We start from the raw sequence: 18,002 nt of genomic DNA, 5'->3' as shown, positions 1-18,002 counted from the left end.
TAAGGGTTCCGGTGTAGCCGAACGTTCAGAAGGTCAGAGCCGTTCGCGGCATTGGGCCCGGGGTGAGGAGAAGAGTTAAGATGGCCGAGGCGCACGCCAAGAATCACGACTTCCATATCTTGAGCCCGAGCCCTTGGCCGCTGTTGGGTGCCTTCTCCGGCTTCCTCATGGCGTTCGGCGCCGTGTTCTGGATGAAGAGCCTTCAGATCGGCACGCTCAGCCCCGGTCCTTACATTTTCGGCGCCGGCACGATCGGCGTGCTCTACGTGATGTTCGCCTGGTGGCGTGACGTCGTCCACGAGGCGAATGCCGGCGACCACACCCGCGTCGTGCAGCTTCACCACCGCTACGGCATGATCATGTTCATCGCCTCCGAGGTGATGTTCTTCGCCGCCTGGTTCTGGGCCTATTTCGAGGCCGCCCTCTACACGGCCGACCCGATCCAGACCACGCGCCTGGACTTCACGGGCGGCACCTGGCCGCCGAAGGGTATCGAGGCGTTCGATCCCTGGCATCTGCCGCTGCTCAACACCCTGATTCTACTGACCTCGGGCACCACCATCACCTGGGCTCACCACGCCCTGCTCAACAACGACCGCAAGGGTCTGAAATACGGCCTGTGGCTCACGATCATCCTCGGCGTGCTGTTCACGGCCTGCCAGGCCTATGAGTACAGCCACGCGCATTTCGGCTTCTCTGGCAGCATCTACTCGGCCACCTTCTTCATGGCGACGGGCTTCCACGGCGCGCACGTCATCATCGGGACGATCTTCCTCGCGATCTGCCTTTACCGGGTCTATCTCGGCCAATTCACGGTCCAGCAGCATCTCGGTTTCGAGTTCGCCGCCTGGTACTGGCACTTCGTCGACGTGGTCTGGCTGTTCCTGTTCGCCTCGATCTACGTCTGGGGCGCCGGCACGGCGGCTCACTGAGGCGTCGGCCCGATCAGGGCCGAACGGTACGGCGAAGCGACACAGGTATGAGAAACAGGGCGGCGCGAGCCGCCCTTTTTCGTGCGATGGATCGTTCGGTTTCCCATATGCGGCGGAGGACTGACATGTCCGTCGCCGAGGAGCATGCATCGTGAATCAGCAGCGGCCGCTACCGCCTCCCATCCCGACCGGATTGCGTTGCCGCTGCCCCCGCTGCGGCGAGGGTGCGATGTTCGACGGATTCCTGACCTTCAAACCGTCCTGCGAGGTCTGCGGTCTCGACTACTCGACCTTCAATGCCGGCGACGGGCCGGCCTTCTTCGTCATGTCCATCGTCGGCATCGTCGTCGTCGGGCTGGCGCTTTGGCTCGAAATCACCTTCGAACCGCCGATCTGGGTCCATGCCTCCGTGGCCATCACCCTCTCGGTCGGTCTCAGCCTGCTGCTGGTTCGACCGTTGAAGGGGATGCTGGCCGCCTTGCAGTTCGCCAATAAAGCCGAGGAGGGGCGCTTTCGCTGATGTCGACGGAAGTTCGTCCCGGTGCCCTGCGGTCGCTGCTCGCCCCGGGCATCGTCTCGCTGATCTGCCTTGCCATTCTGCTGAGCCTTGGAATCTGGCAGTTGCAGCGGAAGGGCGAGAAGGAAGCCCTGATCGGCCGCATCGTGGCTCGTTCGCGTGTCGAGCCTCCCGCGCCTCTCCCGGCGCGCGGGGATTGGGACGTGGCGCAGGACGAGTTCAAGCGCGTGCGGGTGATGGGGACGCTGCTGAACGACCAGGAGACGTTGGTCCACGGTCTCGCGGCGGGAGCCGTACCCGGCAATGCGCTGCAGGGCTTCTACGTGCTGACGCCACTGAAGCGGGATGACGATGGAAGTCTCGTCATCATCAACCGTGGCTTCGTCCCCACCGAATTGAAAAGCCCGGCGCGGCGCCCATCAGGGCAGATCGCCGGATCGACGACGATCACCGGTATGCTGCGCGGTCCGGAGACCCGCACCATGTTCGTTCCGCCGCCGGAGCCCGCCAAGGGCGAGTGGTTCCATCGCGACATCGACGGCATCGCTGCGGCTCGGGGGCTGACCGTGATGCCCTACCTCATCGAGGCCGATGCCACGCCCAATCCCGGCGGCTGGCCGAAGGGGGGACAACTCCGGGTCGATCTTCCGAACAACCACATGCAATATGCCTTCACGTGGTTCGGCATCGCGGCCTGCCTCGTCGGCGTGTTTGGCGTCTTCGCCTGGAAACGTCTCTCCGACATGGGAGACGATTCGGCAGCGAACCCGGCCCGCTAGTTCTAGCGCTTCGTCGCCGATGATGATCCGCTCTTGCCGGCGGCAAGCGCCGCGCTATCCTGCATAGGGTCGCCCCGATTGCGGAGTGTGATCCATGCGCGCTGTCTCCTCCCTGCTGATCGGTTTCCTGTCTTTGGCCGCGAGCCATTCGGCCTCGCCGGCCCATGCCGCCGACGAAGCGGCGAAGCTGAAAGCTCGGGCGGCTGTGGAGCGGCAGATCGAGGCGTTCCGCAAAGACGACGCGGCGACGGCCTATGCCCAGGCCGCCCCGTCGATCCAAGGGATGTTCACCTCTCCCGAGACATTCATCGAGATGGTGCGGAAGGGATACGCCGCCGTCTACCGCGCCCGCAGCTTCAGCATCGATCGTGTGGAAGAGAGCGGCGAGGATGGGATCGCCCTCGGCGTCAAGCTGCAGGACGAAAACGGTATCGACTGGATGGCCCTCTACAGCCTCGAGAAGCAGAGCGACGGCGATTGGCGGATCAGCGGATGCCGCCTCGTCAAGGCGCCGGGCAGCGCCGCGTAGGGGGATGAACCGGTCGACATACCTCGGCGCCGAACGAAGGCGCGGGTCGAGCGGTTTCTGGATGAGGTTCGGACGCGCCGATCGATCCCGTCCCTCGGCGTCCCCGTCGCGGGCCGGCAGACTCTGTTCGCGCAGGCGGCAATTTCCCGCTTTCGACAGACCGACCCACATCGTGTAGACCGGCGCCCTTCCCGGAGGCCCCTTTGCTACACGTTTCGACCCGCGGCGCCGCGGCGCCCCTCAGCTTTTCCGATGCTCTCCTCGCCGGTCTTGCCCGCGACGGCGGTTTGTACCTGCCCGAGAGCTGGCCGCAGATTTCCCATGACGCGATCGCCGGACTGGCGGGACAGCGTTATGCCGATGCGGCCAAGCTCGTCCTGCGGCCGCTGATCGACGGCGAGATCGCGGATGCCGATCTCGACCGGATGATCGAGGAATCCTACGCCACGTTCCGCCACCCGGCGGTGTGCCCGCTGGTGCAGCTCGACGACAACCTGTTTCTGCTGGAGCTCTTCCACGGTCCGACGCTGGCGTTCAAGGACGTGGCGATGCAGCTTCTCGGCCGGTTGATGGACCATGTCCTGCGGTCCCGCGGCTCGCGCGCCACCATCGTCGGCGCCACCTCGGGCGATACCGGCAGCGCCGCCGTCGAGGCTTTCCGCGGGCTCGATCAGGTCGATATCTTCATCCTGTTTCCCTATGGCCGCGTCTCCGAGGTGCAGCGCCGCCAGATGACCTCGGTGGGGGCGGACAATGTCCACGCCATCGCCATCGACGGTAATTTCGACGATTGCCAGAACATCGTCAAAGCGCTGTTCCAGCACGCGGATTTCGCCGACGAGCTGCGGCTCTCCGGCGTCAACTCGATCAATTGGGCGCGAGTCGCCGCACAGGCGGTCTATTACTTCACCAGCGCCGTGGCCCTGGGCGCACCGCACCGCCCGGTCTCCTTCGCGGTGCCGACAGGCAATTTCGGCGACATCCTCGCCGGGTGGGTCGCCAAGCGCATGGGCCTTCCCATCGAGCGCCTCATGATCGGCACCAACGCCAACGACATCCTGGCGCGTACCCTCGAACACGGCGCCTACGAGGTTCGCGGCGTCCAGCCCACCACCTCGCCCTCCATGGACATCCAGATCTCGTCGAATTTCGAGCGGCTTCTGTTCGAGGCCCTGGGCCGCGACGCGTCCAGCCTGTCGCGGCTGATGGCCGGATTGAAGCAGTCGGGCGGTTTCCATCTCGACGAGACGGTACTCAAAGCCGTCCGCGACGAGTTCGACGCGGCCTCGGTCCCCGAAGAGGCCGTCATCGCCGAGATCGCACGGGTGCACCGGGAGATCGGCATGGTCATCGACCCGCACACCGCCATCGGCGTTCATGCCGGCCGCCGCCTTCTCGAGAAGGACGCGAAGACCCCGGTCGTCGCCCTGGCCACCGCCCACCCGGCCAAGTTTCCGGATGCGGTCTCTCAGGCGACGGGCGGCTTGCGCCCCGTGCTGCCGCCCCATCTTGCCGACCTGCTGGATCGGAAGGAGCGCTTCGACCGCGTCGCCAACGACCAGGCGGCGGTGGAAGCCTTCATCCGCGCACATTCACGCATCACGGCCGGGAACTGAGACAGCATGAACCAGCATTTCGCGACCCATGGCGCTTCTCCCGGCCTGAAAGTGTCCCGCCTCGCCAACGGCATCACCGTCACTACGGAGACGATGCCGGGTGTCGCGACCGCGACACTGGGAGTCTGGGTGGGCGCCGGATCGCGCCACGAGCGGGCCGATGAGGGCGGCCTCAGCCATCTCATCGAGCATATGGCGTTCAAGGGAACCGAGACCCGCTCCGCCCGCCGGATCGCCGAGGACATCGAGAATGTCGGCGGCGACATCAATGCCGCCACCAGCGCGGAGGGTACCAGCTACACCGCGCGCGTGCTCGGCGAGGATGCCGGCGTAGCCCTCGACGTGATCGGCGACATCCTCACGCGGTCGGTCTTCGACGCGGGCGAACTCGCCCGCGAGAAGGGCGTGATCCTGCAGGAATACGCCGCCATCGAGGATACGCCCGACGACGTGGTCTACGAGGCCTTCACAGCGGCGGCGTTTCCGGACCAGCCGATCGGCCGTCCGATCATCGGCACGCCGCAGACCATCGCGAGCTTCGACCGCGACGCCATCGAAGCCTATCTCGCCCGCGAATACACCCCGGACCGCATCGTCGTGGCCGCAGCGGGCGCCATCTCCCACGAGGCCATCGTCGAGGCGGCCGAGCACCATTTCGGCGGGATGCCGGCGACGGTCGCCCCGGAAATGGTCCCCGGCACCTATGTCGGCGGCGAGAAGCGGATCCAGAAGAAGCTCGAACAGGCCAATCTCGTGCTGGGCCTGCCCGGCCTCTCCTTCCGCGACGAAGGTTATTACGCCCTTCACATGTTCGCGCAGGTGCTCGGCGGCGGTCTCACCTCGCGGCTGTGGCACGAGGTGCGCGAGACCCGCGGCCTCGCCTACGAGATCCAGGCGTTCCACTGGTCCTTCGTCGATTGCGGCCTGTTCGGCATTGGCGCCGGCACGTCCGGCTCAGATCTCGCCGAACTCGTCGACGTGACCCTGGCCGCCACGGCGAAGGCGGCGCGTGACGCGGATTCGGTCGAGGTCGCCCGCGCCAAGGCACAGGTTAAGGTGGCTTTGCTGTCGGCCCTGGAGACTCCCGGCGGTCGGATCGAACGCAATGCCCGCCAGATGCTGGCCTGGGGCCGGGTGATCCCGCCGCCGGAGGTCATCGCCAAGATCGATGCCGTCACCGTGGACGATGTGAGGGCGGCGGGTTTGCGTCTGCTCTCGGGCGCTCCGACGCTGGCGGCGATCGGGCCGATCAAAAAGCTTCCGTCCCTGGAGAAGATGAGGGGCGTGCTTCAGGCAAGCTGAGCAGCGTTCCCGGTTCGGCGCGGATGCGCCGGACCGGGACCAGGAAAACGGAAAGTTCCTGGTCTGAATGGGTCCTGCCCCGTCAATGCCGCCGCGCGCAGCATTTAGGCGGTGAAGCACCACCATCGTGAAGCGTTACCGGCTTGTTTTGGCCGCAAAGGAGCGCGATCCCATCCTCCTCGGCGCTACGCCAAGAAGCAGTGGGTGCCGCAATGCGAGGCAGACCGCTCGCCTTGTCCGTGGACCCCCCCGCCGGTACGACTGGGCTACAAGCTGAGCCGTATTCCTCATCAGTGCCCGCCCGGCCGGAACACTCGCCCGTTGCGCAGATCCCTCTACGTCCTCAACGTTTTCGTCTCCCTGCTGATCGGCATCCTGGTAACGGGAGCGCCGGCTTCGGCCGTGGAAGCCGTGCGGGTGACCCTCGACGCTCCGGCCATCGACCTGACGCCGATGATCGAGCGCTACCGCTCCGATGGCGACCTGATCCAGATCTCCACCGCCCCCGGCAAGGACGGCATCGTCCGCCGCATCGTGGTGAAGGCTCGGGATAGCGGCGCACGACCGGACTGGATGGTGTTCGCGCTCACCAACGACACCGACGAGCAGATCGACCGGGTTCTCGTGGCCCCGCATTTCCGTCTCGTCGGGTCGGGGGTGATCTGGCCGGATCTGGGAGGCTCGCGCATCGCGGCGATCACGGCGAGCCAGGGCATCCGGCCCGAACGCGACGAGAACCCGGAAGCCGACCAGTTCGTCATTACCCTCGATCCCGGCGCGACCGTGACCTTCGTGGCCGAGCTGCATGGGCCGAACGTGCCGCAGGTCTATCTCTGGGACCAGGAAGCCTACCGCAAGAAATCCACCGGCCTGACGCTCTACAAGGGCATCATCATCGGTATTGCCGGCCTTCTCGCCCTGTTCCTCACGATCATCTTCGTGGTGAAGGGTGCGATCATCTTTCCGGCGGCCGCGGCTCTGGCCTGGGCCGTTCTCGCCTATGCCTGTATCGACTTTGGCTTCCTGCAGCGGGTCTTCCCCGTCACCGAGGTGGCCGAGCGGGTCTACCGGGCCTCCGCCGAGGCGGTGCTGGGTGCGACGCTCCTCGTCTTCCTGTTTGCCTATCTCAACCTCAGCCGCTGGCATGTGCGCTACGGCCACGTGGCGTTCTTCTGGCTCGCCTTTCTCGCCGGCCTCGTCGGCCTTGCGGTCTTCGATCCGCCGGTAGCGGCCGGCGTTGCCCGCATCTCCATCGCCGCCGTCGCCGGCGTCGGCCTGCTGCTGATCGTCTATCTCGCCATTCATAACGGCTACGACCGCGCGATCCTTCTCGTACCGACCTGGTTCCTCCTCCTCGTCTGGGTCGTGGCTGCGGGCTTCGCCATCACCGGACAGATCGGCAGCGACCTCGTCCAACCGGCCCTGATCGGCGGTCTCGTCCTGATCGTCATGCTCATCGGCTTCACGGTGATGCAGCACGCCTTTAGCGGGGGCGGGATGACCCATTCCCTGGTCTCCGACACGGAGCGCCGCGCTTTGGCGCTGACGGGCGCCGGCGATGTGGTGTTCGATTGGGATGTACCGGGTGACCGGGTCTTCGCCGGCCAGGAGATCGAGAGCCAGCTCGGCCTGAAGCGCGGCACCCTGGAAGGCCCGGCTTCGAACTGGCTCGGCCTGGTCCATCCCTTCGACGTCGACCGCTATTCCACCGCCCTGGACACGGTGATCGAGGAGCGGCGCGGTCGCATCGTTCATGATTTCCGCCTCCGCTCCACGGAAGGCCTCTATGTCTGGTACCGGCTGAAGGCCCGGCCGGTGATCGGGCCGGACGGCGAAGTCATCCGCATCGTCGGCACCATCTCGGACGTTACCGAAGTGAAGACGGCCGAGGAGCGCCTGCTCTACGACGCGATTCATGACAGCCTCACCGGCCTGCCCAACCGCGAATTGTTCAACGACCGCCTCGACGCCGCCCTCGCCTTCGCGAGTCAGGATGCGCGCCTGAAGCCGACGACGATCCTCCTCGACGTCGACCGGTTCAAGGCGATCAACGATGCCATCGGCCTCTCGGCTGGCGATTCGCTCCTGCTCACCCTGTCGCGCCGTCTCGGCCGGCTGCTGCGCCCTCAGGATACCTTGGCCCGCATCGCCGGTGATGAATTCGGACTGATCCTGCTGTCGGAGCGGGAGCCCGACCGCATCATCGCCTTCACGGACATGATCCGCCGGGCGATCGCCACGCCCATAACCTATGCCGACCGCGAGATCTTCCTCACGGTCTCGGTGGGGATCGTCCTGCATGAGGTCGGCACCGCCCTCAAACGCGAAGACGTGTTCAAGAACGCCGAGATCGCCATGATCCAGGCCAAGCGCAACGGCGGCGACCGCACCGAAGTGTTCCGTGCCTCCATGCGCAACGAGCGCAGCGACCGGCTGATGCTCGAAGCCGACCTGCAGCGAGCGATCGAGCGCAACGAAATGAAGGTGCTGTTCCAGCCCGTCGTCCGCCTCGAGGACCGCACGGTGGCGGGTTTCGAGACGGTCCTGCGCTGGGATCACGCCAAGCTCGGCCGCATCCCCTCCTCCACCTTCATGCCGATCGCGGAGGAGAGCGGCTTCGTCGTCACGCTGGGCATCTTCGCGTTGGAGCGCACCGCCCTCGAACTCGCGGCCTGGCAGCGATCGCTCGATGTCGATCCCCCGATCTTCGCCTGCGTGAACGTGTCCTCGCGGCAGATCCTCCGACACGACCTGCTTCATGACGTGAAGACGATCATGGCCCGGTCGGGCGTCCTTCCCGGCTCGCTCAAGCTCGAATTCGGCGAGGGTCTGGTGATGGAGAACCCGGAATATGCGGCCCAGATGCTGAGCCGCATCCACGAACTCGGCGCCGGCCTGTCGCTGGACGATTTCGGCACCGGTTACTCGGCCCTGTCCTATCTCCAGCGGTTCCCGTTCGACACGATCAAGATCGACCCGACATTCGTGCGCCAGATGGCGGGCGGGCAATCGGTCATGCTGCGCTCCATTGTGAAGATGGCCCAGGAACTCGGCCTCGCCATCATCGCTGATGGGGCGGAGAACGAATCCGACGCGCAGACCCTGGCCGAGTTCGGTTGCGAATACGCCCAGGGGACGGCATTCGGCGATCCGATGTCGATGCTTCAGGCCCGCCAATTGGTCGGCGCGGCGCCGGAAGCGGCCTGATCGCCAAACCGTCACGGTTGAATTAAACGTCCCTTAACCATGATCGCGCATCGTCACGATCGAGATGGATCGAACGGCGCGGCATGACCTGCCGTTCGTCAGGAGGCGGGCGTGATGGCCGAAGCGGCATTGCGATTAGGCAACGAATTCGGTCACGGCGAGGATTTCGGCTCGGATATCGTCAGGCGTCTGATGGCCCGGCCGATCCGCACCGGCGCCACCCCGAAGCGCGCGGACGCCTCCCCGGTGGCTTTGCCGGCCGAGCCGGTAGTGGAGGCGGTCGAAGAGATCGCTCTCGACACCGATCTGGCGCGGCTGCGTTCAGAGATCCTAGTGATGAAGGCGGTGCTGCGGGCCGAGCGGGAAGAGAACGCCGGCATCCGCGCGAGCGTCGAACGCCTTGCCGGACCGGAGCCGCTGTCGCCGGAAGCCCGTGCCGTGCGCGACCGCTGGGCCGCCCTCGTGGACAAGCTTCTCGACGGACCTCGTTGAGGTTTCCGCCATCGGCCGGCGCACGTCACTCGACGCCGGCCTCCTTTCGACTTCTCTCATCCTCCGAGGCTCGACCATGAGCGCGCGCTGCTCGCTTGTCGTCAACGGCAAGGCCGTGCGGGTCTCGACCGGCGATACGCCGCTCGAAGCCGCCCTTGCCGACGGCGTCATCGCCCCCACGACCGGTCTGCACGGTTCCCATCTTGGGCAGGGTTCCAACCCTTCGCCGCGCCGGGCGCAGGCCCGTCTGCACCGGGCCGAACCCGTCAAGCTCTCTTCACTCCGCCCCTCCAAGGCGGGCGAAAGCCTCGTCTTCGCCGAAGTGAAGCCGGCCGCGCAGGCGCGTCGGGTCGGTACGGTCACGCAGATCGCGCCGCTCGGCGCCCATGTGATCGAGGTCGTCGTCACGATCACGCGCCGACTCGATCTCGAGCCCGGTCACCAGGTGACCGCCACGTTCGAAGGGTTCGAACCGATCGACGTGAGCCCGACCCTGCGCCTCGACGGTACGACGGAGCTCAACGAGCTCGTCTTCCACCTCCGCCTCGGACATGCGTGCAACGCGATCACTCACGCCCTCGGCGAGGAGATCCTTCTCGGACATCCGGTCAAGATCAAGGGGCCGGTCGGACGCGGCTATTATCGCCCCGGCGGCGGCCGACTACTGCTGGTGGGCCGGGAGACGGGCTTCGCCCCGATCTGGTCGATCGCCCGGGCGGCGCGCTACATCGAGCCCAACCGCGAGATCGTGGTGGTGATCGGTGCCAGCGATCCCCTCGACCTGTACATGCGTCCGTCGCTCGATTGGCTCAAGGCCACGGGTGTGTCGCGGATCACCCTCGTCGCCGACAGGATGAGGCAGCGGCCCCCGGACGTGCGTCCCGGTCCCCTCACGGCGCATCTCAGTGGCCTGAAGACCACCGATGTCGTGCATGTGGCGGGAGATACCTCCACCGTGGGCGCCGTCGAGGTTCTGGCGGCGGGCGCCGGAGCGCGATGCTACCCGATCCTGATCCCGCCGGGTCTTTAGGCGCGACGCCTCGTACTGAGCGGCGCCGATCCCGGCCGATCGCGATCAGCCGGTTCGGCGGATGAGAGGACAACCATGAGCCCACTCGCCGCCGCCAGATATCAAGCGTTTTCCTCGACAGCTTCCGCCGACCCGCGAAACCCGGTGGCCAGCACGTAGAGCTCGCTTGAATCGGCACGGCTCGCCGAAGGCTTCACGTGGCGCACCAGGGTGAAGTCGCGCTTCAGGTCGGCGAGCAGGGTACCCTCGGTCCCGCCCTGGAAGACCTTGGCGAGATAGGTGCCTCCGGGCGCCAGCACCTCGCGGGCGAATTCCGCGGCGGTCTCGGCCAGGCCGATGATGCGCAGATGGTCCGTCTGCTTGTGGCCGGTGGTGTTGGCCGCCATGTCGGACATGACGATATCGGCCTGACCGCCGAGGAGATCGATCAGCCTCTTCGGAGCGTCGGGATCGAGAAAGTCCAGGGTGATGAACTCGACGCCGACCATCGGCTCGATTTCGAGCAGATCGATGCCGACGATCCGGCCGCTCGACCCGACGATCTTGGCGGCGACTTGAGACCAGCCTCCGGGCGCCGCGCCCAGATCGATGATCTTCTGGTTCGGCTTCAGGATCTTGAAACGCTCGTCGATCTCGAGGAGCTTGAAGGCGGCGCGCGAGCGGTAGCCCTCGCGCTTGGCCCGCGCCACGTAGGGATCGTTGAGTTGCCGTTCGAGCCACCGCTTCTGAGACGCGGTGCGGCCGCGCCCCGTCTTCACCCGCTGCTTGAGATCGCCTCGCAACCCGCCGCCCGCGCCACGCCTGTCGGTCAACGGTAGCCTCCGCGGCGCCAGACGCCGTCTTCGCGCATCATGTTCATCAAGAGACCTTCGCGCAGCCCCCGGTCGGCGATGCGAAGCCGTTCGGAGGGGAATGCCCGGCGGATCGCTTCCAGAATGGCGCAACCCGCGAGGACGAGATCGGCGCGATCGCGGCCGATACAGGGATTGTCTGCCCGCTGGTCCAGGCGGGTGTCGAGCAAATCGTCGATGGCATCGCTCACGTCGCCATCGCTCATCCACAGCCCATCGACGCGGCGGCGCTCATAGCGCGCGAGACGCAGATGCATGGCGGCAAGGGTCGTCACCGTTCCCGAGGTGCCGAGAAGATGGAAATGCCGGGCATTCGCGGCGGGTGCGGCGCGGATGGCGAAGCGCGACAGCATGTCGGCCACCTCCTCCACCATGCCCTCGAACATCAGGCGTGTGACGTCGGCGGCACCGTGCCGCTCGGCCAGCGTCACGACGCCGACGGGAAGCGAATCCCAAGCACGGATCCGCAAGGTGGGGTCCGCCGACGGGTTCGTGGCCGCGCCATCGAGCCAGGCGATCTCCGTGGACCCGCCGCCGATATCGAAGATGACGACCGATTCGGAGTAAGGATCGGCCAGGGCGGCACAACCGGTCACCGCGAGATAGGCCTCGGTCTGCCGGTCGACGATCTCGAGGTCGAGGCCCACCTCGTCCCGTACGCGTGCCACGAAATCGGCCCCGTTCACGGCGAGCCGGCACGCCTCCGTGGCGATGATCTTGGCACGGGCGACGCCACGCGATTCCATCTTGGCGCGGCAGACCCGCAAAGCCTCCAGAGTTCGCTCCACGGCGGCATCGCTAAGACGATCGGACGTCCCGAGCCCCTCACCGAGGCGGACGATCCGGGAAAACGCATCGATCACGCGAAAGCCATGGGAGGCAGGCTCGGCGATCAGCAGGCGGCAATTGTTGGTCCCCAGGTCGAGGGCGGCATAGGTGTTACGCCGTCCGGGGCGAAATCCCGCCGCCGGTGAACGACCCGTATCCGGCAAGGCGGGGGCGGCGTTCGGTGAAGTCGTGCCGGCCATGGGGCGGGCCGGCGTCATGGCGGCACTCTCTTCCCTCATCGGCCTTGCCGGAATCCTCGATCGTGGCCCCACCGGATAGGCCGGCCATCATTCGATAGGAAGCCTACAGGCCTTGGGCGTCAGTGCAAAGCCTCGATCTATGATCGGCTTAGAGACCTTTGCCGGCAGCCGACATTCTGGGGACAGGCCTCAGGAGGCTCTTCACCTGGGAGAACGGTCTCGGCCGATTGATGACTTCGTCCAGACGCGACCACAAGGTCTTCGGTGAGAAAGGCTTGGCGATGATCTCGTTGACCCCGAGGGAGATGGCGCGGTCCACGACGTTGCGGCGGGGCTGAGCCAGCATCAGGATGATCGGCACGGTAGGCGACGGCGAGGTGGTGGGGGTGCGCGCGAGCCGGATGAACTCCTCGCCCGACAGAATCGCCAGATCCCAGTCGATGATCGTGATGTCCGGTTTGCTCTCCGCCAACACGCCGAGCGCCTCCGCACCATCCGGGGCTTCGAGGACGCGTTTGATCCCCACGCGCATCAGCATGTCGCGAACGATTCGGCGGATATAGAGGCTCTCGTCGACGACGAGGGCCGAAAGATCCGGAAATGATGGGGTAGCGATCATCGGACAGGGGTTCCGGGCAACCTGTTTTCGCAGGTGCCTCGGCGCATCTTAACGGCCATCGATTTGCATTTTCCTAACGCGACCGAGAAAAATTCGGGACGCGAAGTCGTTCAGCCGCATGACATTTGGGGATTCTGTACGCACTGCCCTGCCGGCGCGCCTGGGCGCTTCGCCCGGACTTGATTGCGTAATCTGCCGCAGGAAATCAGAGGAACCTTACCGAGAGGGGCGACAAGCATCTTGCGATGAAGCCCAGATTCAGTCAGGACTATGGCGTTATTCTTGGTCACCGCTGCCGAGAGTGATGATAGTGTGGTGAAGCGCCCGTCTGGGACGGCGCGCACCCGGTATTCGATGACAGATGGTCGGCGGACGGTTTTTGCGAGCTTTCGATGGGACGTGGTCGTGATTTCAGGGGGCCGCAGAAGCGCGGCTTCGATGAGGGTGGTGCCGAGCCTCGCTGGCCGGATCAGGCACCCCCGAGCGGTGGCTTCGGCGGTGGGTACGGCGGTGGCGGCGGCGGTTTCGATCGCGGTCCGGCCCGTGCGGCAGCCGCTCCCTCTGGGCCGGAGCGCGACGCGACGGTCAAGTGGTTCAACAAGGAGAAGGGCTTCGGCTTCGTCGAACTGGCTGACGGTTCGGGCGATGCGTTCCTTCACATCCGCGCTGTCGAGGCCGCCGGCCATGCCGACCTCCTCCCCGGCACGCGCCTGACCGTCCACACCGCGCAGGGCCAGAAGGGTCCGCAGGTGACGGACGTGACCAGCGTCGACACGTCGACGGCCGAAGCTGAGCCCCCGCGTCGTGCGCCTGCACCCCGCGCCGGTGGTTTCGGCGGCGGTGACCGCTTCAGCGGCGGTGGCGGCGGCTACGGCGGCGGCAACGATCGCTTCGGCGGCGGTGGCGGAGCCGGCGGCGGCGGTGGTCGTTTCGCCAGCGGACCCTCGGTTGAAATGAGCGGCACCGTGAAGTGGTACGATCCGGCCAAGGGCTTCGGCTTCGTCTCCGTGAATGACGGTGGCAAGGACGTGTTCGTGCACCGTTCGGCTCTGTCGCGCGCTGGGCTCGAGTCCCTCGCCGAAGGCCAGCAGGTCACCCTCAGCGTGATCGACGGTCAGAAGGGCCGCGAGGCCCAGAGCATCAACGCCGATTACTGATCGACGTCGATGCCTCTCGAGAAGGCCGCGTTCGCGGGGCCTTCGAGATCATCGAAGAGACATGGCGGCGGCCTTCGGGTCGCCGTTTTTCGTCGTCAGCATCGTCGGAACGACCGGATGACAGGTTCCGGCCCGTCGATCCGGTGAGACATTTCAGGTGCTGAGAGCAGCGATGCGTGCCGTCTTCTTGACGATGAGCTTGTGCCTGCAACTGGCTTTCAGCGGCTTGGCGAAGGCCGAGGATTTCACTGGCTTCTATGCCGGCGTGAATGCAGGCTACGCTTTCGGACGCGAACGAAACGCTACAAGCCCGGACCTGCCCTCGCTGTCATCGTCGCCCAAGGCGGACGAGAGGGCCCTACCGCCCAGCGCCGTCCAAGCCTCCGAGGCGATGAGAAGCGGGCGACCCAAAGCGGCTATGCCGACGACGATCCGCTGACGGGCGGGCGCGCCATCGACAACACGATCCTGGCTGCCTTGCGACTCGGTTCGTCATCGCCCGCCAGCCGCATCGCCCCGTCGATGCGCTGAAGCGACCGCACCTGCGCGTCACGAGACTCGCCGCCCTTGAGAAGCGGCAGCATGGCCTCGCCCAAGCGGCCGGGGGTGCATTCGGCCTGGATGAATTCGGGCATGGCATTCTCGCCGAGGATCAGATTCGGAAGCACGATGGTCGGCACCTGGATGAGCCGCCGTGCCACCGCCTCCTCCAGGCGCGAGACTTTATAGGCCACCACCATCGGCACGCCGGCGAGAGCGAGTTCGAGGGTGACCGTGCCCGAAGCCGCCAGAGCGGCACGAGATCGCCGGAAGGCTGCGTATTTCGCCACCTCACCGTGCACAATCGTCACCGGCCGCGACCAGGACAGGGCCAGACGCTCGATCATCGCACGATGGCGCGTGACCGCCGGGAGCACGGCATCGATCGGCCCGTAGCGCTGGACGAGCAGATCCAGGGTGGCACCGAAGACCGGCATCAGCCGCTCGATTTCGGAACGGCGCGAGCCGGGCAGGATCACGAGGGTCGGGGGCGTCCCCTCCCGAGCCGCTGCCTCGTCGGCTTTCGGGCGCAATTCAGCGAGTCGCTCGATGAGCGGATGCCCGACATAGGTACAGTCCGGGCCGCCGAGCCGGCGATGCGCGTCCGGCTCGAAGGGCAGGAGCGCCAGGACGTGGTCGATGAAAGGCCGCATCTTCGCTGCGCGCCAGGGTCTCCACGCCCAGACGCTGGGAGAGACGTAATCGACGATGGGAAGGCTCGGCAGGCGCTTGCGCACCCGTGAGGCCACGGCGTGGGTGAAACCGGGACTGTCGATGATGACGAGAATGTCGGGACGCGATTCGACGATGTCGCGCACGGTCTGCCGAATGCGGCGCAGGAGGGTGCGCAGGCGCGCAGCCACGGGCAGGTAGCCCATCACCGCCACGTCATCGAGGGGAAACAGGGAGACGAAGCCCTGCGCCGCCATGGCCTCACCACCGACCCCACCGAACGCCACAGGCCCATCGGAGAGGTTCGATAGCGCCCGCATCAGCTTGGCGCCGAGCTGATCGCCGGAATCTTCCCCGGCGACGAGCCAGATTCGTTTGGACGGCGTGGTCGTCATGCCGCGATTCATGCCTCGATCCGCAAACCGATGAGGAACAGTCCCGCGCGGTCGGCCTCGGCCACCGTGGCGTTCCTGTCGATGATGAGGGTGTAACCGGCCTGAATGGCGATACCGGCGCAGCCCGCCGCGGCGGCGGCCTTGACCGTGCGCGGCCCGATGGCCGGCAGGTCGACCCGCAGATCCTGGCCCGTCTTGGCGAGTTTGACCAGCACGGTGCCCGGCTGGGCTGAGCCCAATCCGAAGGGCTTGCGGCCGAGGGCACGCGCACGGGCGAGCATCCGGTCCGTTCCCTCGGGTCCCTCCACCGCGAGCGCCCGTTGCGCCGCCACGACGATGGCCTGGCCGACATCATGGGCGGCCAGCGCCGCGAGAATATTGCAGCCGGTCGCGATGGATGCCTGAGCCGCGAGGTCGGGAGCGAGCCTGCCGAGTTGCCCCTCCGGGCTCAGGAGGTCCGGCGCCACGTCATGGATGCCGACGACGCGGTGGCCGTTATCCTCGAGGAGGACGAGGGCGCCCCGTAGCAACCGGTCGTCCCCTCCCCCCGATATGGCTCTGAGCGCCTCGCGGTTCCGCAAAGCCGCCGCGGCATTGAGGATCGCCGCCGGATTGGGGCGTGAGACTCCGCCCACCGGTATGACGCAGGCCGGCCCCCAGGCCTCCAGGATGGCCAGCGCACCGGCAATGTCGAGGAGATCGACCGTGGCGTCGGCTCGCGCACGCATCGGACGTTCGGCAAAGCCGCGAATGGCCAGCACCCGAAACGAGCGCCCCGACCTATCGAGGGAATCGGCCACCAGCTCGGGGAGCCGGCCGGCCCCCGCCACCAGAACCAGACGCTCTTCCGGATGCGGATCGACGAGGGACACCGGCTGGAGAGAGGCGGTCAAGCCGAGCCCGAATTCTCACGCGGGGTGCAGATCGAGCGCTTACCGCCCTCACGGATGAAAGCGATGATCTCCGCCACCGCACGATGCGACTCGAACTCCGCCGCCACGTCCTCGACGCGCTCCATCAAGGTGCCCTCCTGGGCGAAGAGCAGGCGATAGGCGCGGCGCAGGGCATGGATGTCTTCCCGCGCGAAACCACGGCGCTGCAGCCCGATGATGTTGAGGCCAGACAGATACGCGCGATTGCCGAGCGCCATGCCGTAAGGGATGCAATCGTTCTCCAATCCGGAGAGACCGCCGACGAAAGCATGGGCGCCGACCCGCGCGAACTGAATCACCGCGGCGCCGCCACCGAGGATCGCATGGTCACCAACGGTGCAATGACCCGCGAGCATGACGTTATTGGAGAAGACGACGCCATCGCCCACACGGCAATCGTGGCCCACATGGGAATTGGCGAGAAAGGTACACTTGTCGCCCACGGTCGTCTCGAGCCCGCCTCCGGCGGTACCGGGATTCATGGTGACGCCTTCACGGATCAGGCAATCGGCGCCGATCGTCAGCGTCGACACCTCGCCGCGAAACTTCAGATCCTGCGGCGGGTGTCCGATGGAGGCGAAGGGATAGAGCTTGGTGCGGGCACCGATGCCGGTTCGCCCGGCAACGACGACATGGCTGATGAGTTCGCAGCCTTCGCCCAGGACCACATCCGGTCCGACATGACAGAAGGGGCCGATGCGGACGCCTTCGCCGATCGTGGCTCCATCCTCGACAACGGAACTCGGATGGATTTCAGCCACGTCGCTCACTCCGTCACCAGCATGGCACCGATCTCGGCTTCCGCCACGAGGGTGTCGCCCACGCGGGCCTCGCCCCGGAACCACCACATGGTCCGGCGCTGGTTCATCTTCGTCATATGATACCGCACCGTGTCACCCGGTACGACGGGCTTGCGGAACTTGCACTTGTCGATGGTCATGAAGAAGACCTGCTTGGCCCGCATGTCATCTGTCTTGATGTGCTGGCAGCAGATCGCGCCGGCGGTCTGGGCCATGCCCTCGATCAGCAGAACACCCGGAAAGACCGGCAGACCGGGAAAATGCCCGGTGAATTGCGGCTCGTTGAACGACACGTTCTTGATGCCGATGCAGGAACGGTCCCCGTCGATCTCGATGATCCGGTCGATCATCAGGAACGGATAGCGATGGGGCAGAAGTTCCAGGATCTTCTGGATGTCGGCCGAGCCCAGATCTTTCGGCATGTCACTCATCGATCGAACAATCCCATGGCGCGCCGGCGCACCTGACGCCTCGCCTCATCCCCTGAAAAATGGAATGTTGTCTTCGGCATAAACGCCACCCGATGCAAGTCTTGCGGTTGCGAAGTCTTGCGGAGGGATGACGTCGGCGATCCGAGACCGGTCGGCAATCCCATGCGACCGAT

At 66.1% G+C, this 18,002-nt stretch carries 17 protein-coding genes; 10 read left to right on the top strand and 7 right to left on the bottom strand.

The window, feature by feature from the left end; all coding sequences use genetic code 11:
- Positions 1 to 80 precede the first annotated feature (80 nt).
- From RQI43_RS09625 to RQI43_RS09585, 9 genes are all read left to right on the top strand, one after another.
- Entirely contained in the window at positions 81 to 932 is an 852-nt protein-coding gene (locus RQI43_RS09625; RefSeq protein ID WP_056431442.1) for a cytochrome c oxidase subunit 3, read from the top strand.
- Between the two features lie 151 nt (positions 933 to 1,083).
- Complete coding sequence (locus RQI43_RS09620) at positions 1,084 to 1,452, top strand: DUF983 domain-containing protein (protein WP_207411527.1); 369 nt, start codon at positions 1,084 to 1,086, stop codon at positions 1,450 to 1,452.
- Positions 1,452 to 2,228, top strand: a complete 777-nt coding sequence (locus RQI43_RS09615) for an SURF1 family protein (protein ID WP_311275012.1) — start codon at positions 1,452 to 1,454, stop codon at positions 2,226 to 2,228. The genes RQI43_RS09620 and RQI43_RS09615 overlap by 1 nt, the downstream gene beginning before the upstream one ends.
- Before the next feature lie 94 nt (positions 2,229 to 2,322).
- The gene (locus RQI43_RS09610) at positions 2,323 to 2,757 is read left to right on the top strand and encodes a DUF4864 domain-containing protein (RefSeq protein WP_311275011.1); all 435 of its coding nucleotides are present in this window, start codon (positions 2,323 to 2,325) and stop codon (positions 2,755 to 2,757) included.
- Between the two features lie 203 nt (positions 2,758 to 2,960).
- Complete coding sequence (gene thrC, locus RQI43_RS09605) at positions 2,961 to 4,373, top strand: threonine synthase (protein WP_311275010.1); 1,413 nt, start codon at positions 2,961 to 2,963, stop codon at positions 4,371 to 4,373.
- 6 nt (positions 4,374 to 4,379) lie between these two features.
- Complete coding sequence (locus RQI43_RS09600; protein WP_311275009.1) at positions 4,380 to 5,675, top strand: pitrilysin family protein; 1,296 nt, start codon at positions 4,380 to 4,382, stop codon at positions 5,673 to 5,675.
- A gap of 321 nt (positions 5,676 to 5,996) precedes the next feature.
- On the top strand, positions 5,997 to 8,882 hold the full coding sequence (locus RQI43_RS09595; RefSeq protein WP_311275008.1) for an EAL domain-containing protein: 2,886 nt from the start codon (positions 5,997 to 5,999) through the stop codon (positions 8,880 to 8,882).
- Positions 8,883 to 8,996: 114 nt separating this feature from the next.
- Positions 8,997 to 9,374: a hypothetical protein gene (locus tag RQI43_RS09590; protein WP_056431462.1), complete on the top strand. Its 378-nt coding sequence runs from the start codon at positions 8,997 to 8,999 to the stop codon at positions 9,372 to 9,374.
- A gap of 76 nt (positions 9,375 to 9,450) precedes the next feature.
- Positions 9,451 to 10,404: a ferredoxin--NAD(+) reductase gene (locus RQI43_RS09585; RefSeq protein ID WP_311275007.1), complete on the top strand. Its 954-nt coding sequence runs from the start codon at positions 9,451 to 9,453 to the stop codon at positions 10,402 to 10,404.
- 101 nt (positions 10,405 to 10,505) lie between these two features.
- Here RQI43_RS09585 and RQI43_RS09580 read toward each other — a convergent pair whose 3' ends face one another.
- The 3 genes from RQI43_RS09580 to RQI43_RS09570 all read right to left on the bottom strand — a co-directional run bounded on the left by RQI43_RS09580 (position 10,506) and on the right by RQI43_RS09570 (position 12,902).
- Entirely contained in the window at positions 10,506 to 11,216 is a 711-nt protein-coding gene (locus tag RQI43_RS09580; protein ID WP_311275006.1) for an RlmE family RNA methyltransferase, read from the bottom strand.
- A complete protein-coding gene (locus tag RQI43_RS09575) occupies positions 11,213 to 12,301 on the bottom strand; it encodes a Ppx/GppA phosphatase family protein (protein WP_405030588.1) in 1,089 nt (362 codons plus the stop codon). The genes RQI43_RS09580 and RQI43_RS09575 overlap by 4 nt, the downstream gene beginning before the upstream one ends.
- Before the next feature lie 130 nt (positions 12,302 to 12,431).
- On the bottom strand, positions 12,432 to 12,902 hold the full coding sequence (locus RQI43_RS09570; RefSeq protein WP_056431476.1) for a response regulator: 471 nt from the start codon (positions 12,900 to 12,902) through the stop codon (positions 12,432 to 12,434).
- 392 nt (positions 12,903 to 13,294) lie between these two features.
- Here RQI43_RS09570 and RQI43_RS09565 point away from each other — a divergent pair, with 392 nt between their 5' ends.
- On the top strand, positions 13,295 to 14,059 hold the full coding sequence (locus tag RQI43_RS09565; protein WP_056431479.1) for a cold-shock protein: 765 nt from the start codon (positions 13,295 to 13,297) through the stop codon (positions 14,057 to 14,059).
- A gap of 416 nt (positions 14,060 to 14,475) precedes the next feature.
- On the opposite strand, the gene lpxB is transcribed toward RQI43_RS09565, so the two are convergent.
- The 4 genes from lpxB to fabZ are packed head-to-tail and all read right to left on the bottom strand — an operon-like array spanning position 14,476 to position 17,820.
- A complete protein-coding gene (gene lpxB / locus RQI43_RS09560; protein WP_311275005.1) occupies positions 14,476 to 15,666 on the bottom strand; it encodes a lipid-A-disaccharide synthase in 1,191 nt (396 codons plus the stop codon).
- 8 nt (positions 15,667 to 15,674) lie between these two features.
- The gene (locus RQI43_RS09555; protein ID WP_311275004.1) at positions 15,675 to 16,559 is read right to left on the bottom strand and encodes a UDP-2,3-diacylglucosamine diphosphatase LpxI domain-containing protein; all 885 of its coding nucleotides are present in this window, start codon (positions 16,557 to 16,559) and stop codon (positions 15,675 to 15,677) included.
- Positions 16,556 to 17,368, bottom strand: coding sequence for an acyl-ACP--UDP-N-acetylglucosamine O-acyltransferase (gene lpxA, locus RQI43_RS09550; protein WP_405030586.1), 813 nt, complete (start codon positions 17,366 to 17,368; stop codon positions 16,556 to 16,558). The genes RQI43_RS09555 and lpxA overlap by 4 nt, the downstream gene beginning before the upstream one ends.
- Positions 17,365 to 17,820 (bottom strand): 3-hydroxyacyl-ACP dehydratase FabZ, encoded by a 456-nt coding sequence (gene fabZ, locus RQI43_RS09545; RefSeq protein ID WP_405030585.1) that lies wholly within the window; start codon positions 17,818 to 17,820, stop codon positions 17,365 to 17,367. The genes lpxA and fabZ overlap by 4 nt, the downstream gene beginning before the upstream one ends.
- Positions 17,821 to 18,002: the final 182 nt, after the last annotated feature.

Origin of the sequence: Methylobacterium sp. WCS2018Hpa-22 (genome assembly GCF_031843785.1) — a bacterium.
Classification (GTDB): domain Bacteria; phylum Pseudomonadota; class Alphaproteobacteria; order Rhizobiales; family Beijerinckiaceae; genus Methylobacterium.
The sequence above is the reverse complement of the archived record's forward strand: the minus strand, read 5'-3'. Positions and strand labels throughout refer to the sequence as shown.

Excerpts from the sequence above, each read along its gene's own strand:
- RQI43_RS09615 (WP_311275012.1), top strand. The coding sequence starts at position 1,452 with ATGTCGACGGAAGTTCGTCCCGGTGCCCTGCGGTCGCTGCTCGCCCCG.
- RQI43_RS09585 (WP_311275007.1), top strand. The coding sequence starts at position 9,451 with ATGAGCGCGCGCTGCTCGCTTGTCGTCAACGGCAAGGCCGTGCGGGTC.
- RQI43_RS09600 (WP_311275009.1), top strand. The coding sequence starts at position 4,380 with ATGAACCAGCATTTCGCGACCCATGGCGCTTCTCCCGGCCTGAAAGTG.
- RQI43_RS09590 (WP_056431462.1), top strand. The coding sequence starts at position 8,997 with ATGGCCGAAGCGGCATTGCGATTAGGCAACGAATTCGGTCACGGCGAG.
- RQI43_RS09625 (WP_056431442.1), top strand. The coding sequence starts at position 81 with ATGGCCGAGGCGCACGCCAAGAATCACGACTTCCATATCTTGAGCCCG.
- RQI43_RS09565 (WP_056431479.1), top strand. The coding sequence starts at position 13,295 with ATGGGACGTGGTCGTGATTTCAGGGGGCCGCAGAAGCGCGGCTTCGAT.
- lpxB (WP_311275005.1), bottom strand. The coding sequence starts at position 15,666 with ATGACGACCACGCCGTCCAAACGAATCTGGCTCGTCGCCGGGGAAGAT.
- RQI43_RS09570 (WP_056431476.1), bottom strand. The coding sequence starts at position 12,902 with ATGATCGCTACCCCATCATTTCCGGATCTTTCGGCCCTCGTCGTCGAC.
- RQI43_RS09610 (WP_311275011.1), top strand. The coding sequence starts at position 2,323 with ATGCGCGCTGTCTCCTCCCTGCTGATCGGTTTCCTGTCTTTGGCCGCG.
- RQI43_RS09575 (WP_405030588.1), bottom strand. The coding sequence starts at position 12,301 with ATGACGCCGGCCCGCCCCATGGCCGGCACGACTTCACCGAACGCCGCC.
- fabZ (WP_405030585.1), bottom strand. The coding sequence starts at position 17,820 with ATGCCGAAAGATCTGGGCTCGGCCGACATCCAGAAGATCCTGGAACTT.